Origin of the sequence: Streptomyces sp. NPDC007971, assembly GCF_042958635.1 — a bacterium.
GTDB lineage: Bacteria > Actinomycetota > Actinomycetes > Streptomycetales > Streptomycetaceae > Streptomyces.
The window spans coordinates 35,372-51,173 of sequence record NZ_JBIBJK010000003.1; the positions used below are offsets into that span (position 1 = coordinate 35,372).

10 protein-coding genes are annotated in these 15,802 nt (G+C 70.9%); all 10 read left to right on the forward strand.

Features of this window, described 5'->3' with window-relative positions; translation table 11 throughout:
• Positions 1-159 precede the first annotated feature (159 nt).
• The 10 genes from ACFZCP_RS06970 to ACFZCP_RS07015 all read left to right on the forward strand — a co-directional run bounded on the left by ACFZCP_RS06970 (position 160) and on the right by ACFZCP_RS07015 (position 15,692).
• Positions 160-1,629: an aldehyde dehydrogenase family protein gene (locus ACFZCP_RS06970; RefSeq protein ID WP_391424795.1), complete on the forward strand. Its 1,470-nt coding sequence runs from the start codon at positions 160-162 to the stop codon at positions 1,627-1,629.
• Between the two features lie 20 nt (positions 1,630-1,649).
• Positions 1,650-2,741, forward strand: a complete 1,092-nt coding sequence (locus ACFZCP_RS06975) for a betaine/proline/choline family ABC transporter ATP-binding protein (RefSeq protein ID WP_391424796.1) — start codon at positions 1,650-1,652, stop codon at positions 2,739-2,741.
• On the forward strand, positions 2,741-4,741 hold the full coding sequence (locus ACFZCP_RS06980; RefSeq protein ID WP_391424797.1) for an ABC transporter permease subunit: 2,001 nt from the start codon (positions 2,741-2,743) through the stop codon (positions 4,739-4,741). Before ACFZCP_RS06975 ends, ACFZCP_RS06980 begins: the two co-directional genes overlap by 1 nt.
• A 13-nt stretch (positions 4,742-4,754) precedes the next feature.
• Positions 4,755-5,720, forward strand: coding sequence for a glycine betaine ABC transporter substrate-binding protein (locus tag ACFZCP_RS06985; RefSeq protein WP_391424798.1), 966 nt, complete (start codon positions 4,755-4,757; stop codon positions 5,718-5,720).
• A 261-nt stretch (positions 5,721-5,981) separates the two neighbouring features.
• Entirely contained in the window at positions 5,982-8,420 is a 2,439-nt protein-coding gene (locus tag ACFZCP_RS06990; RefSeq protein ID WP_391424800.1) for an FAD-dependent oxidoreductase, read from the forward strand.
• 22 nt (positions 8,421-8,442) lie between these two features.
• The gene (locus tag ACFZCP_RS06995; RefSeq protein WP_391424801.1) at positions 8,443-9,303 is read left to right on the forward strand and encodes a bifunctional methylenetetrahydrofolate dehydrogenase/methenyltetrahydrofolate cyclohydrolase; all 861 of its coding nucleotides are present in this window, start codon (positions 8,443-8,445) and stop codon (positions 9,301-9,303) included.
• The gene (gene glyA / locus ACFZCP_RS07000; RefSeq protein ID WP_391424803.1) at positions 9,300-10,583 is read left to right on the forward strand and encodes a serine hydroxymethyltransferase; all 1,284 of its coding nucleotides are present in this window, start codon (positions 9,300-9,302) and stop codon (positions 10,581-10,583) included. The genes ACFZCP_RS06995 and glyA overlap by 4 nt, the downstream gene beginning before the upstream one ends.
• Entirely contained in the window at positions 10,580-11,812 is a 1,233-nt protein-coding gene (locus ACFZCP_RS07005; RefSeq protein WP_391424806.1) for a sarcosine oxidase subunit beta family protein, read from the forward strand. Before glyA ends, ACFZCP_RS07005 begins: the two co-directional genes overlap by 4 nt.
• Positions 11,813-11,836: 24 nt before the next feature.
• Positions 11,837-15,097 (forward strand): sarcosine oxidase subunit delta family protein, encoded by a 3,261-nt coding sequence (locus ACFZCP_RS07010; RefSeq protein ID WP_391424807.1) that lies wholly within the window; start codon positions 11,837-11,839, stop codon positions 15,095-15,097.
• Positions 15,090-15,692, forward strand: coding sequence for a sarcosine oxidase subunit gamma family protein (locus ACFZCP_RS07015; RefSeq protein ID WP_391424809.1), 603 nt, complete (start codon positions 15,090-15,092; stop codon positions 15,690-15,692). Before ACFZCP_RS07010 ends, ACFZCP_RS07015 begins: the two co-directional genes overlap by 8 nt.
• The last annotated feature ends 110 nt before the right edge of the window (positions 15,693-15,802 follow it).

Sequence of the window (15,802 nt, forward strand, 5' to 3'; positions counted from 1 at the left end):
TCGTGCCGCCCGCGGTCAAGAGCGTTGCGGCATCTGTCGTGATGGCCGAATCGGGATCCGCCAACCCCTTGACGTATGTCAGCCCATTCGGCCAGGGTGTTCCACCACAAGCAATTCAATGCACAATGCGCAACGAATTCCATTCGAAGGGCTCGGCGCGTGGCAGATCTGTATGTGGACGGAGAATGGCGCGCTGCGGTGGCCGGCGGTCACCGGGAGATCCGCTGCCCGGCGGACGGCACGCTCGTCGCGAGGGTGGCCGAGGGCACCCGGGCCGACACCGAGGCCGCGATCGCCGCGGCCCGCCGTGCCTTCGACACCGGCCCCTGGCCGCACACCCCCGAACGTGAGCGCGGCGCCCTGCTGCTGCGTACCGCCGACACCATCGAGCGCGACGCCAAGGAGTTCGCCCGCGCCGAGTCGCTCGACACCGGCAAGCGCCTGGTCGAGAGCGAGTACGACATCGCCGACGTCGTCTCCTGCTTCCGCTACTACGGCGGTATCGCCGGCACCAGCGCCGGCCGGGTGGTGGACACCGGCCGCGACGACGCCCTCAGCCGGGTCACCTACGAGCCCGTCGGCGTCTGCGGACTGATCACCCCCTGGAACTACCCCCTGCTGCAGGCGTCCTGGAAGGTCGCGCCCGCCCTCCTGGCGGGCAACACCGTCGTCCTCAAGCCCAGCGAACTGACGCCCTCCACGTCGATCCTCCTGATGCGGGCCCTGCACGAGGCCGGGCTGCCGGCCGGCGCCGCCAACCTCGTCCTGGGCAGCGGCCCCGAGGTGGGCGCCCCGCTCTCCGAGGACCCGGCCGTCGACATGGTGTCCTTCACCGGCGGCCTGGCGACCGGGCGGCACATCATGGCCACCGCTGCCGCCACGGTGAAGAAGGTCGCACTGGAACTCGGCGGCAAGAACCCGAACGTGGTCTTCGCGGACGCGGACTTCGAGACCGCCGTGGACTTCGCGCTCACCGCCGTCTTCCTGCACTCCGGGCAGGTCTGCTCGGCCGGCGCCCGCCTGATCGTCGAGGACTCCCTCCACGACGCCTTCGTCGACGAGGTCGTACGCCGCGCCCGACTGATCCGGCTCGGCGGTCCCTTCGACCCCGAGGCGGAGACCGGGGCGCTCATCTCCGCGCAGCACCGGGAGAAGGTGGAGGCGTACGTCGCCGCCGGCCTCGCCGAGGGCGCCGTACTGCGCTGCGGCGGCGAGCGCCCCGACGACCCCGCCCTGGCGGACGGCTTCTACTACCCGCCCACCGTCCTCGACGAGTGCCGGCAGGACATGCGCGTGGTGCACGAGGAGTCCTTCGGCCCCGTGCTCACCGTCGAGCGGTTCCACGACGAGGACGACGCCGTCCGCATCGCCAACGACACGGAGTACGGACTCGCCGGAGCCGTCTGGACGCAGGACGCGGGCAAGGCCCAACGGGTCGCCCGGCGGCTGCGTCACGGCACGGTGTGGATCAACGACTACCACCCCTATGTGCCGCAAGCGGAATGGGGTGGCTTCGGGCACTCGGGCGTGGGCCGGGAGCTGGGACCGACCGGACTCGACGAATACCGAGAGCCCAAGCACGTCTGGCAGAACATCCAACCCCGGCCGCAGCACTGGTTCCGCGGCTGAACGCCGAAAAGAGGTCGATCGTGACCCCAGCACAGACCGAGGTGTCGCAGCGGCGCGACACGTCCCAGGACCCCCAGGACCGCACCCCGGTCATCTCCGTGCGCCGGCTGTGGAAGGTGTTCGGGCCGAAGGCCGACCAGGTACCGGACTCCGAGGAACTGTGCGGACTCACCCGCCGGGAGCTCATGGACCGGACCGGGTGCACCGCCGCCGTGCGCGACCTCAACTTCGAGGTGTCGCCCGGTGAGGTCTTCGTCGTCATGGGTCTGTCCGGTTCCGGCAAGTCCACCCTGGTGCGATGTCTGACCCGGCTGATCGAACCCACCGCCGGCGAGATCGTCTTCGAGGGCGAGGACATCCGGGGCGCGGACCCCAGACGGCTGCGCGAACTGCGGCGCAGCAAGTTCTCCATGGTCTTCCAGCACTTCGGGCTGCTGCCGCACCGCAGGGTCGTCGACAACGTGGCGTTCGGCCTGGAGATCCGTGGCATGGGCAAGGCCGAGCGCACCAGGAAAGCCCTGGAGGTCGTCGAACTGGTGGGTCTGGCCGGCTACGAGAACTCCTACCCGGACCAGCTCTCCGGCGGCATGCAGCAGCGCGTCGGTCTCGCCCGCGCCCTCGCCGGCGACCCCGACGTCCTCTTCTTCGACGAACCGTTCTCCGCGCTCGACCCGCTGATCCGCCGCGACATGCAGAGCGAGGTCATCCGCCTGCACCACGAGGTCGGCAAGACCATGGTCTTCATCACCCACGACCTCTCCGAGGCCCTGAAGCTGGGCGACCGCATCCTGATCATGCGCGACGGCAGGATGGTCCAGTGCGGCACCGGCGACGAACTCGTGGGCGCCCCCGCCGACGACTACGTACGGGACTTCGTCAAGGACGTGCCGCGCGGCGACGTCCTGACCCTGCGCTGGATCATGCGCCCCGCGCAGCCCGACGACGCCCTCGACGGCCCCGAGTTCGGCCCGGACGTCGTGGTGCGCGAGGCCACCCGTGCGGTGCTCGCCGCCGAAAAGCCGGTCAAGGTCGTCGAGAACGGGAAACTGCTGGGCATCGTGGGCGACGAGGAGATCCTCGCGGTGGTGGCCGGGCAGGAAGGCGGCGTGTGATGGCCACAGTCCTGGAGAAGCCCGAGAGGACCGACAAGGTCCCGCCTGCGGTGGCCGCGCCGGCTGCCCGCAAGGTCGGCCGCCCCATGGTGCTGGCGGCGATCCTGGTCGCCTGGCTGGTGCTCTTCGCCGTGCTGCGCGGCCGGCAGACGCTGACGCTCGCCGCCGCCGACCTCACCGGCCTGCACCGCTGGTTGAACGACGTCAACGACAGCATCGGAGCCAACCGCAACTCCAACCCGCTCTTCCTGTACTTCTTCAACGAGATCCGCCTGGTCATCGACAACCTGGTGACGTTCGTCCAGTCCCTGGTCTCCCAGCCCACCGGCAGCCGTCCGGTCCCGCAGATCGGCTGGCTCGGCGTCGTCGGACTCACCGGCTACGTCTCCTGGGCCGTGGGCAACTGGCGGGTCGCCCTCCTGGCGGTGGCGGGTTTCACCTTCTTCGGGCTGCAGGGCCTGTGGCAGGAGAGCATGGACACGCTGGCGCTGACCCTCTCGGCGGTCTTCGTGGCGTTGCTCATCGGCATCCCGCTCGGTGTGTGGGCGGGTCTCTCCGACCGGTTCAACCGGATCATGACACCCGTCCTGGACTTCATGCAGACGATGCCCACCTTCGTCTACCTGGCTCCGCTGACCCTGATCTTCCTCATCGGCGGGGCCTCCGCCGTGATCACCACGGTGATCTACGCGGCACCGCCCGCCATCCGCATCACCGCGCACGCCATCCGCTCCGTACCGAAGACCACCGTCGAGGCGGCGGACTCGCTCGGCACGACCAGGTCGCAGCAACTGCTGAAAGTACTGCTGCCGATGTCCAAGCGCACCGTGGTCATGGGCGTCAACCAGACCATCATGGCCGCCCTGGCCATGGTGACCATCGCCGCCCTGATCGACGCGCCGGGCCTCGGCAAGACCGTCGTGCAGGCCCTGCAGTCACTCGACGTCGGCACCGCCTTCAACGCCGGCCTCGCCATCGTCGTCATGGCCATCGTGCTCGACCGGGTCACCACGGCGGCGGCCGGACGCGCCGAGGCGGCCCGCCGCAGGGGCGGCCACCTCCTCAAGTGGCGCGGGCCGTTGCTGGCGGCGGGCGGAGTCGCGGTGGCCGTTCTGGTCTACCTGTCCCACACGTTCGTCTGGGCGGCCGAGTTCCCCGGCAACGGCACCGCCGGCAGTCACATCGCGAGCGCGGCCGACACCACGACCACCTGGCTGCAGGACCATCTCTCGGGCCTGACCAACGCCCTTCGGGACGCCCTCACCAACGGCCTGCTCAACCCGTTCCAGACGCTGCTCACCGACTCCCCGTGGTGGCTCGTCGGCGCCGTCCTGGTCGCGCTCGGCGCGGTGCTCGGCGGCTGGCGCGCCGGCGTGACCGCCGCCGTGTGCGTCGGGCTGCTCGTCGGCACCGGCCTGTGGTCGGACAGCATGACGACCCTCGCCTCGACCGCCGTGGCCACGCTGCTGGTGATGCTGCTCGGTGCCGTCTTCGGCGTGTGGATGGGACGCAGCCCGCTCGTGGACCGGCTGGTGCGACCCACTCTCGACGCCGCTCAGGTCATGCCGCCGTTCGTCTATCTCGTGCCGTTCCTGGCCCTCTTCGGCGCCACCCGGTTCACCGCGATCGTCGCGGCCGTCGTCTACGCGGCGCCCGTCGCGATCAAGATCATCGCGGACGGTGTGCGGAGCGTGCCCGAGTCCACCGTGGAGGCGGCCACCTCGGCCGGGTGCAACACCTGGCAGATCATCACCAAGGTCCAGCTGCCGATGGCACGCAGCGCCCTGACTCTCGCGACGAACCAGGGGCTGATCTACGTGCTGTCGATGGTTGTGGTGGGCGGCCTGGTAGGGGCCGGCGCCCTCGGCTACGACGTCGTGGCCGGATTCTCGCAGGGAGAGCTGTACGGAAAGGGGCTGGCGGCGGGACTCGCCATCGTACTGCTCGGAGTCATGTTCGACCGGATCACTCAGGCTGCGGCGCGACGCACCAGGGCTTAAGGAGCAGGACACCATGGCAAGACACTGGCGAGCCGGCGCGGCCGGCCTGGCCGTCCTCGGCCTCACCCTCACGGCGTGCTCAGGGGCGAAGGTCGGTGACACCTCCTCCGCGGGCTCGAAGGGCTCGGGCGGCAAGTGCGGCACGTTCAACCTCGCCGTCAACCCGTGGGTGGGCTACGAGGCGGACGCGGCGGTCGTCGCGTACGTGGCGCAGCACGACCTCGGCTGCACGGTCAAGAAGAAGGACCTCAAGGAGGAGATCGCCTGGCAGGGCTTCGGGACCGGCGAGGTCGACGCCGTCCTGGAGAACTGGGGCCACGACGATCTGAAGAAGAAGTACATCACCGGCCAGAAGACCGCCGTCGAGGCGGGGCAGACCGGCAACAAGGGCATCATCGGCTGGTACGTGCCGCCGTGGCTGGCCAAGGCCCACCCGGACATCACCGACTGGAAGAACCTCGGCAAGTACGCGTCCGAGTTCAAGACCTCCGAGTCGGACGGCAAGGGCCAGCTGCTCGACGGCGACCCGTCGTACGTCACCAACGACGCGGCGCTGGTGAAGAACCTGAAGCTGGACTACAAGGTGGTGTACGCGGGCAGCGAGACCGCGCTCATCCAGGCCTTCCGGACGGCCGAGAAGAACAAGCAGTGGGTGATCGGCTACTTCTACGAGCCGCAGTGGTTCCTGTCCGAGGTGCCGCTGGTGAAGGTCAACCTTCCCAAATACACGACGGGTTGCGACGCCGACTCCGCGAAGGTCGCCTGCGACTATCCCGTCTACGACCTGGACAAGATCGTCAGCGCGAAGTTCGCCAAGTCCGGGAGTCCGGCGTACGACCTGGTGAAGAAGTTCCACTGGACCAACGACGACCAGAACGCCGTGGCCAAGTACATCGCGGTGGACAAGATGTCGGACGACGCGGCCGCCAAGAAGTGGGTCGAGGCGAACCGCGACAAGGTCGACGCCTGGCTGAAATAGCGGGCGCAGGCGCGTCCGGGTCACTGCCGCCGTCACCGTCTTCGGCCGTGGAGCGGTGACGCGTCGGCGACCCCGAAAACCCCTGAACGGGCCCGGTCGGCTGCCAGTGCAGCCGACCGGGCCCGTCGGCTTTTCGCGCTGCTCACCGACGCCCTGCGCCCCCTTGACACCCCTCCTCGGGGGCAGGCACATTGAGTTGCGCAACCTGAATCAAGTTGCGCAGACAGCAACTGGACCGGTTTCGAGTTCGGAGGTTGAGCGATGGCGGGACCCCGAGTGGTCATCATCGGAGCGGGCGTCGTGGGAGCGGCCCTCGCGGACGAGATCTCCGCACGCGGCTGGACCGAAGTGACCGTGGTCGACCAGGGCCCCCTCCCGGCCACGGGGGGATCCTCCTCGCACGCCCCGGGCCTGGTCTTCCAGACGAACCCCTCCAAGACCATGACCGAGCTGGCCCGCTACACCGTCGAGAAGTTCTGCTCCCTCGACGTCGACGGCAAGCCCTGCTTCCTGCAGGTCGGCGGCCTCGAAGTGGCGACCACGCCCGAGCGCCTCGCCGAACTCCACCGTCGCCACGGCTGGATCACCGCCTGGGGCATCGAGGCGCGCCTGCTGACCCCCGACGAGTGTGTCGAGCAGCATCCGCTGGTCGACCGCGACAAGGTCCTCGGCGGCCTCCTGGTCCCCACCGACGGCCTCGCCAAGGCCGTCCTCGCCGTCGAGGCGCAGATCCGCCGGGCCACCGCACGCGGCGTCCGTTTCCTCGCCCGCCACGAAGTCCTCGACGTACGGCAGAACGAGGGCCGTGTCACCGGCGTCCTGACCGACCGGGGCGAGATCCCCACCGACATCGTCGTGTGCTGCGCCGGCATCTGGGGCCCGAGGATCGCCCGCATGGTCGGGATGAACCTCCCGCTCACCCCGCTCGCGCACCAGCTCGCCTGGACCGGGCCGGTACCGGCCCTCGCCGGCCAGACGGAGGAGGCGGTCCGCCCCATCCTGCGCCACCAGGACGCCGACCTCTACTACCGCGACCGCTTCGACGGCATCGGCATCGGCTACTACGGCCACCGCCCGATGCCCGTCCGCGCCGACGACATCCTCTCCTTCGACGAGGCCGAAGAGATGCCCTCCGTCATGAAGTTCACCGAGGAGGACTTCGAGGACGCCTGGACCGCCACCCGATCGCTGCTCCCCGCGACGAAGGAGGCCAAGGTCGAGGAGGGCATCAACGGCCTGTTCTCCTTCACCACCGACGGCTACCCGCTGCTCGGCCAGTCACCGGACGTCAAGGGCTTCTGGGTCGCGGAGGCCGTGTGGGTCACCCACTCCGCGGGCGTCGGCCGGGCCGTCGCCGAATGGCTGGTCGACGGCCACTGCTCCTCCTTCGACCTGCACGAGTGCGACGTCAACCGCTTCGAGCCGCACCAGCTCTCCCCGGAGTACGTCCTGGCCCGCGACTGCCAGAACTTCGTGGAGGTCTACGACATCCTCCACCCGCTCCAGCCGTCCGGGAAGCCGCGCCCGATCCGCACCAGCCCCTTCCACGCCCGCCAGCAGGAACACGGCGCGTTCTTCCTGGAGGCGAACGGCTGGGAGCGCCCGCAGTGGTACGAGGCGAACGCGGGCCTGGTCGAGGGCCGCTCCATCCCGACCCCGGGCGACTGGGCCGCCCGCTACTGGTCGCCCATCGTCGGTGCGGAGGCCCAGGTCACCCGCGAGACCGTCGCGATGTACGACATGACGGCCCTCAAGCGTCTGGAGGTGAGCGGCCCCGGTGCCGGGGCCTTCCTGGAGGGCCTGTGCACCGGCAAGGTCGCCAAGTCGGTCGGCTCGGTGACGTACACCCTCCTCCTCGACCACGACGGCGGCATCCGCAGCGACGTCACCGTCGCCCGCCTGGCCCGCGACCTCTTCCAGGTCGGGGCCAACGGCAACCTGGACCTCGACTGGTTCACCCGCCACCTCCCCGCCGACGGCACGGTCCAGGTCCGCGACATCACCCCCGGGACCTGCTGCATCGGCCTGTGGGGCCCGCTCGCCCGAAAGGTGCTGGCGCCCCTCACCGACGAGGACTTCTCGAACGACGGCCTCAAGTACTTCCGTGCCAAGCGCGCCCACATCGGCAGCGTCCCCGTCACCGCGATGCGCCTGTCGTACGTCGGTGAACTCGGCTGGGAGCTGTACACCACCGCCGACCTCGGCCGGAAACTCTGGGACACCCTCTGGGCCGCGGCCCGGCCCCTCGGCGGCATCATCGCGGGCCGCGGCGCCTTCAACAGCCTCCGCCTGGAGAAGGGCTACCGGTCCTTCGGCACCGACATGACCTACGAACACGACCCCTACGAGGCCGGCGTGGGCTTCGCCGTCAAGCCCGACAAGGACGACTTCATCGGCAAGGCGGCACTCGAACGCCGCAGGGCCGACGTCCGCCGCAGGCTGACCTGCCTCACCATCGACGACCCCCGGTCCGTCGTGATGGGCAAGGAGCCGGTGTACGACGGCGACCGCGCCGTCGGCTATGTCACCAGCGCCGCCTACGGCTACACGATCGGCAAGGGCATCGCCTACGCCTGGCTCCCTGCCGAGCTCACGACCCCCGGCACCACCGTGCACATCGGCTACTTCGACCAGCGCGTCGAGGCGGTCGTCGCCGAGGAACCCCTGTTCGACCCGACCATGTCCCGTCTGCGTGGTTAGCCCCGGGGAAGGAGTACCGCCGGTGACCGCACAACTGCTTGACGGCAAGGCGACCGCAGCCGCCGTCCGCCGCGAACTCGCCGACCGAGTCACCAAGTTGACCACCACCACCGGACGGCAGCCGGGCCTCGGCACCGTCCTGGTGGGCGACGACCCGGGCAGCCACGCCTACGTCGCCGGAAAGCACCGGGACTGCGCGCAGATCGGCGTCACCTCCCTCCGCCGCGAACTGCCCGCCGACGCGACGCAACAGCAGGTCGAGGACGTCATCGACGAACTCAACGCCGACCCGGCCTGCACCGGCTACATCGTGCAACTCCCGCTCCCGCCCCACCTGGACGCCGGCGCCGTACTCGAACGCATGGACCCCGCCAAAGACGCCGACGGGCTGCACCCCGTCAACCTCGGTCGGCTCGTCCTCGGCGTCGAGGCACCCCTGCCGTGCACCCCGCGCGGCATCGTCGAACTGCTCCGCCGCTATGAGGTGCCGCTCGCCGGAGCGCGCGTGTGCGTGATCGGCCGGGGCATCACGGTCGGACGTCCGCTCGGACTCCTGCTGACCCGCCGCTCCGAGAACGCCACCGTCACCCTGTGCCACACCGGAACCAAGGACCTGACCCGGCACGTACGTGAGGCGGACATCGTCGTCGCGGCGGCCGGCTCGCCCGGACTGATCACCAAGGACATGCTGCGCCGCGGCGCGGCGGTCCTGGACGTCGGCATCACCCGCACCGACCACGGGCTCGCCGGCGATGTGCACCCGGAGGCCGCCACGGTCGCCGGACGGCTCGCGCCGATGCCCGGGGGCGTGGGCCCCATGACCCGGGCGATGCTGCTCGCCAACGTCGTCGAGGCCGCCGAGAGGAACGCGAACACCCCATGAACGCGCTGAACACACCCCTGGCGGAGCTGGACCCCGAGGTCCACGCCGCCCTCCGCGCAGAGCTGCACCGCCAGCAGTCCACCCTGGAGATGATCGCCTCCGAGAACTTCGCGCCGTCCGCCGTGATGGAGGCCCAGGGGTCGGTCGCGACCAACAAGTACGCCGAGGGCTACCCCGGCCGCCGCTACTACGGCGGCTGCGAACACGTCGACGTCACCGAGCGGTTGGCCATCGAACGCGTCAAGTCCCTGTTCGGCGCCGGCTACGCCAACGTCCAGCCGCACTCGGGCGCCCAGGCGAACACCGCCGTCTTCTTCGCCCTCCTCCGGCCCGGCGACACCATCCTCGGCCTGGACCTCGCGCACGGCGGACACCTCACCCACGGCATGCGCATCAACTACAGCGGCAAGATGCTCAACGTCGTCCCGTACCACGTCGCCGAGAGGGACCACCTCGTGGACATGGACGAGGTGGAGCGCCTCGCCAAGGAGCACCGCCCCAAGATGATCATCGCGGGCTGGTCGGCGTACCCGAGGCAGCTGGACTTCGCGGCCTTCCGCCGCATCGCCGACCAGGTCGACGCCCTCCTCATGGTCGACATGGCGCACTTCGCCGGCCTGGTCGCCGCAGGACTCCACCCCAGCCCCGTCCCGCACGCCCACGTGGTCACCACCACGACACACAAGACGCTCGGCGGCCCCCGCGGCGGCGTCATCCTCACCAACGAGGCCGACCTCGCCAAGAAGATCAACTCGGCGGTGTTCCCCGGCATGCAGGGCGGCCCGCTGGAGCACGTCATCGCCGCGAAGGCGGTCTCCTTCAAAGTGGCGGCGTCAGCAGAGTTCGCCGAACGCCAGGCCCGCACGCTGGCCGGCGCCCGCATCCTGGCCGAGCGCCTGACCCGGCCGGATGCCGCGGCGGCGGGCGTCAAGGTGCTGACCGACGGCACGGACGTCCACCTGGTCCTCGTCGACCTCAGGGACTCCTCCCTGGACGGCCGCCAGGCGGAGGACCTGCTCCACGAGATCGGCATCACCGTCAACCGCAACGCCGTCCCCTTCGACCCGCGCCCGCCCATGGTGACCTCCGGCCTGCGCATCGGCACCCCCGCCCTGGCCACCCGCGGCTTCACCGAGGAGGACTTCGCCGAGGTCGCCGACGTGATCGCCCTGGCCCTCCAGCCCGAGCCGGACGTGCCCGCGCTGCGCGCCCGCACCGAGGCCCTGGCTGCCAGGCACCCGCTCTACCCGCACCTCTCGGAAGCCGGAGACGCCCGATGAGCCCCAGCACCCCAGGCGCCGACCTCCCCGACCACCCCGACTGGCTCTGGCGCACGCCCGACCCGAAGCGGTCGTACGACGTGGTGATCGTCGGCGGCGGCGGACACGGCCTCGCCACCGCCCACTACCTGGCGAAGAACCACGGCATCACCAATGTCGCCGTGCTGGAGAAGGGCTGGCTCGCGGGCGGCAACATGGCCCGCAACACCACGATCATCCGCTCCAACTACCTGTGGGACGAGAGCGCGGGCATCTACGAACACGCTCTCAAGCTGTGGGAAGGGCTGGAGGAGGAGCTGGACTACCCGATCCTCTTCTCCCAGCGCGGCGTGCTGAACCTCGCGCACAGCCTCCAGGACGTCCGCGACAGCGTGCGCCGCGTCGAGGCGAACCGGCTGAACGGCGTGGACGCCGAATGGCTCGACGCCGAGCAGGTCGAAGAGGTCTGCCCGATCGTCAACACGTCACCCGACGTGCGCTATCCGGTCCTCGGCGGCACCTACCAGCCGCGCGCGGGCATCGCCAAACACGACTACGTGGCCTGGGGCTTCGCTCGCTCGGCGGACGCGGCCGGGATCGACATCATCCAGAACTGCGAGGTCACGGGTCTCGACGTGGTCGGCGGCCGTGTGGTCGGCGTCCGGACCACCCTGGGCCCGATCGCGGCCGGCAAGGTGGCCCTCTGCTCGGCCGGCCACACCTCGGTGCTGGCGGCGATGGCAGGCATCGAACTCCCCCTGCAGAGCCACCCGTTGCAGGCGCTGGTCTCCGAGCTCCTGGAGCCCGTGCACCCGACGGTGGTCATGTCCAACGCCGTCCACGTGTACGTCAGCCAGGCGCACAAGGGCGAGCTGGTGATGGGCGCGGGCATCGACGCGTACAACTCCTACACGCAGCGCGGTGCGTTCCACATCATCGAGGAACAGATGTCCGCGGCCCTGGAGCTCTTCCCGGTCTTCGCCCGCGCCCACGTGCTGCGAACCTGGGGCGGCATCGTCGACGTCAGCCCCGACGCCTCACCGATCGTCGGCCTCACCCCCGTCGACGGCCTCTACCTCAACTGCGGCTGGGGAACGGGCGGCTTCAAGGCCACCCCGGGCGTCGGCTGGGTCTACGCCCACACCATCGCCCACGACACCCCCCACACCCTCAACGCCCCCTTCTCGCTCGACCGTTTCACCACCGGCGCGCTCGTCGACGAGCACGGCGCGGCCGCGGTGGCCCACTAGGGATCCTCAAGGGAGCCGAACGACATGCTGCTCATCCCCTGCCCGTGGTGCGGGCCCCGCGACGAGGCAGAGTTCCACTACGGCGGCCAGGCGCACGTGGCCTACCCCGAGGACCCGGCCGCCCTCACCGACGAGGAGTGGGCGCGATACCTGTTCTTCCGCGACAACCCGAAGGGGCCGTTCGCCGAGCGCTGGAGCCACGCGGCGGGGTGCCGCCGGTGGTTCAACGCGGTGCGGGACACGGCGACGAACGAGATCCTGACGGTGTACAGGACGGGCGAGGAACGCCCGGTCACCCCCGAACCCCGCGCTGCCCATGCAGCCCGTCCGGCGTTTGAGGACGAGGCCGTTCAGGCCGAAGCGGGGTCCGGGGGCGCAGCCCCCGGCGGGGTCGAAGGGGCAGAGCCCCTTCAGGATGGGACGGGTAAGGGCGGCGGGGGCGCTGCATCCATCAGCGGCTCCGCCGCGGGTCAGCCCTTCCGCCTCCCCACCCGCGGCCGAATCCACCGCGACGAGCCCCTCACGTTCACCTTCGACGGCATCGAATACCGAGGCTTCCGAGGCGACACCCTCGCCTCCGCCCTCCTCGCCAACGGCGTCATCGCGGCAGCGACCAGCATCAAGCTCGGCCGCCCCCGAGGCATCTTCTCCGCCGGCGTCGAAGAACCCAACGCCGTCGTCCAGATCGAAGAGCCCTTCCCGGAACCCATGCTCCCCGCGACCACCGTCGAGCTGTACGACGGCCTGGTCGCGAGCAGCCTGCCCGGCCAGGGCCGCCTCGCCACCGCACCGGACCCCGCCCGCTACGACGCCGTACACACCCACTGCGACCTGCTGATCGTCGGCGCCGGCCCGGCCGGCCTGGCGGCGGCAGCCGCGGCAGCACGCAGCGGCGCCCGTGTCGTCCTCGCCGACGACCAGCCGGAGCCCGGCGGCAGCCTGCTCGGCACGGCCGAACACCTCGACTGGGTCGCGGCCACCGCCGCCCTGCTGGAGGCGGCCCCCGAGGTCCGTGTCCTGCACCGCACCACCGTGTTCGGCTACTACGACGACAACCACCTCCTGGCCGTCGAACGCCGTACCGGCCACCTCGGCGCAGGAGCCCCCGAGAACGTCTCCCGCGAACGCGTCTGGCGCATCCGTGCCCGCCGGGTCGTCCTCGCCACCGGCGCCCACGAGCGCTCGCTGGCCTTCGGGGACAACGACCGCCCCGGCGTGATGCTGGCCGCCTCGGCCCGCACGTACGTCAACCGCCACGGAGTCGCCCCCGGCCGCCACGCCGTCGTCTTCACGACGAACGACAGCGCCTATCCCGCCGCCCTCGACCTCGCGGCAGCGGGCGTCGAGATCATGGCGATCGTCGACACGCGCCCCGCACCGGGGGAGTGGGCCGACCGTGCCCGGTCCGCCGGGATCGAGGTGCTGGCGGCCCACGCGGTCACCGGCACCGAGGGGGAGGGCCGCCTCACCGCGGTAACGGTCGCCCCGTACGGAGAGTCTTCCGGGCAGCGTGAGTTCGCCGTCGACCTCCTGCTGGTCTCCGGCGGCTGGAACCCCGTGGCGCACCTGTTCAGCCAGGCCGGCGGCAAGCTCCGCCACGACGAGACGCTCGGCACGTTCGTCCCGGACACCTGCCGTCAGGCGCTGGAGGTCGCGGGCAGCGCGGCCGGCACCTTCGACCTCGCCGCAGTGCTCGCCCAGGGTGCGGCGGCAGGGATCCGTGCCGCCGAGGCCGAGGGCTACACCGCCGAGGCGCCCGCACTGCCCGCGGTCCCCGCCCGGCCGCAGTCGCCGCCCATGCAGGTCTTCGCCGTCCCCGCACCGGACGACGTACCCCGCTTCGTCGACCTCCAACGCGACGTCACCGTCGACGACCTGGCCCGCGCGACCGGGGCCGGGCTGCGCTCGGTCGAGCACACCAAGCGCTACACCACGGCCGGCACCGCCAACGACCAGGGCAGGACCTCCGGGGTGCTCGCGAGCGGCATCGTCGCGGAACTCCTCGGCGTGGACATCTCCGCGCTCGGCCTGCCGACCTTCCGCCCGCCCTGCACGCCCGTCTCCTTCGCCACCCTCGCGGGCCGCGACCGCGGCGCGCTGCACGACCCGATCCGCACGACCGCCGTGCACGGCTGGCATGTCGAGCACGGCGCCCTCTTCGAGAACGTCGGTCAGTGGAAGCGGCCCTGGTACTACCCGCAGGACGGCGAGGACATGGAATCCGCCGTGCTGCGCGAGTGCCGTGCCGCCCGCGAGGGCGTCGCTTTCATGGACGCCTCCACCCTGGGCAAGATCGACGTGCAGGGCCCGGACGCCGCGGCCTTCCTCGACCTGCTCTACACCAACATGATCAGCACTCTGAAGGTCGGCATGATCCGCTACGGCGTCATGTGCCGCCCGGACGGCATGATCTTCGACGACGGCACCGTCATCCGGCTCGCCCGGGAGCGTTTCCTGGTCACCACCACCACCGGCAACGCGGCGGCGGTCCTGGACTGGATGGAGGAGTGGCTGCAGACCGAGTGGCCCGAACTGCGCGTCCACTGCACCTCCGTGACCGAGCAGTGGGCCACCGTCGCCCTGGTCGGCCCCCTCTCCCGCCGGCTCCTCGGCTCGCTCGCACCGCAACTCGCCGTGTCCAACGACGACTTCCCGTTCATGGCATGGCGGGAGACGGCCGTGGCGGGCATCGACGCGCGCGTGTGCCGGATCAGCTTCTCCGGCGAACTCGCCTACGAGATCAACGTGTCACCCTGGGACGCCCTCGCGTTGTGGCAGGCGCTGTACGAGGCCGGTGCCCCGTACGGCATCACTCCGTACGGGACCGAGACCATGCACGTCCTGCGGGCCGAGAAGGGCTACCCGATCATCGGCCAGGACACCGACGGCACGGTCACCCCGCAGGACCTGGGCATGAGCTGGGCGGTGTCGAAGAAGAAGCCCGACTTCATCGGCAAGCGCTCCTACGCCCGCGCCGACACCGTCCGTCCCGACCGCAAGCACCTCGTCGGCCTGCTCCCCGTGGACCCGGCCGCCCTCCTGCCCGAGGGCACCCAGCTGGTCGCCGACAGCGAACTGCCCGCACCGCCGGTCCCGATGCTGGGCCATGTCACCTCCAGCTACCGCAGCGCGGCGCTCGGCCGGACCTTCGCGCTCGCCCTGATCAAGGGCGGCCGGGACCGTATCGGCGAGCGCCTGTACGCGCCCGTCGGCGACCGGCTGCTCCCGGTGACCGTCGCAAGCCCCGTCCTCTACGACCCCGAGGGAGCCCGCCGCGATGGCTGACACCGCCCCGACCGCACGGCAGCGCAGCCCCCTGGCGCATGCCGCCGACCGCCTGGCCGCCGCGACGCGCTCTTCCCGGGGGGTGGTCCGCCTGGCCGAACTCCCCTTCCTGGCCCAGGTGAACGTCCGCCTCGACGCGAAGAGCCCGGCCGCGGACGCCGTCGGACTCGCCCTGGGGCTCCAACTGCCCCTGGAACCCGACACCGTCGTGCGCGCCGGGGACCTGACCGCGGTGTGGCTCGGCCCCGACGAATGGCTGGTGGTCGGCCGGCCCGGCACCCAGCGGGATCTGGAGAGCCGGGTCCGCTCGGCAGCCGGGGGCGACGCCGTCTCCGTCACCGACGTCTCCGCCCAGCGCACCACCGTCCTGGTCACCGGGCCCCGGGCCCGCGACCTGCTCTCCCACGGCTGCCCACTCGACCTTCACCGGCGCGCCTTCGGCCCCGGCCACTGCGCCCAGACAACGCTGGCCCGCACGCAGATCCTCCTGGTCGCCCGCGACGAGGCCAGGGCCGGTTTCTGGGTACTGGTGCGCTCCTCCTTCGCCGGCTACCTGACGGACTGGCTGCTGGACGCGGCCGTCGAATACGGGTGAACGGGTAGGGAAGATCGAACGAGTCCTTCTTGCCGATCCGGACCGCCGGCGGTAGCCGCCGCCGACCCACCCCTTGCGGATGCCGGGACGGCCGGCGGCGACCCGGTCGA

Coding starts and splice junctions, on each gene's coding strand:
- ACFZCP_RS06980 (WP_391424797.1), top strand. CDS start 2,741: ATGGCCACAGTCCTGGAGAAGCCCGAGAGGACCGACAAGGTCCCGCCT.
- ACFZCP_RS06985 (WP_391424798.1), top strand. CDS start 4,755: ATGGCAAGACACTGGCGAGCCGGCGCGGCCGGCCTGGCCGTCCTCGGC.
- ACFZCP_RS06990 (WP_391424800.1), top strand. CDS start 5,982: ATGGCGGGACCCCGAGTGGTCATCATCGGAGCGGGCGTCGTGGGAGCG.
- glyA (WP_391424803.1), top strand. CDS start 9,300: ATGAACGCGCTGAACACACCCCTGGCGGAGCTGGACCCCGAGGTCCAC.
- ACFZCP_RS07005 (WP_391424806.1), top strand. CDS start 10,580: ATGAGCCCCAGCACCCCAGGCGCCGACCTCCCCGACCACCCCGACTGG.
- ACFZCP_RS07010 (WP_391424807.1), top strand. CDS start 11,837: ATGCTGCTCATCCCCTGCCCGTGGTGCGGGCCCCGCGACGAGGCAGAG.
- ACFZCP_RS07015 (WP_391424809.1), top strand. CDS start 15,090: ATGGCTGACACCGCCCCGACCGCACGGCAGCGCAGCCCCCTGGCGCAT.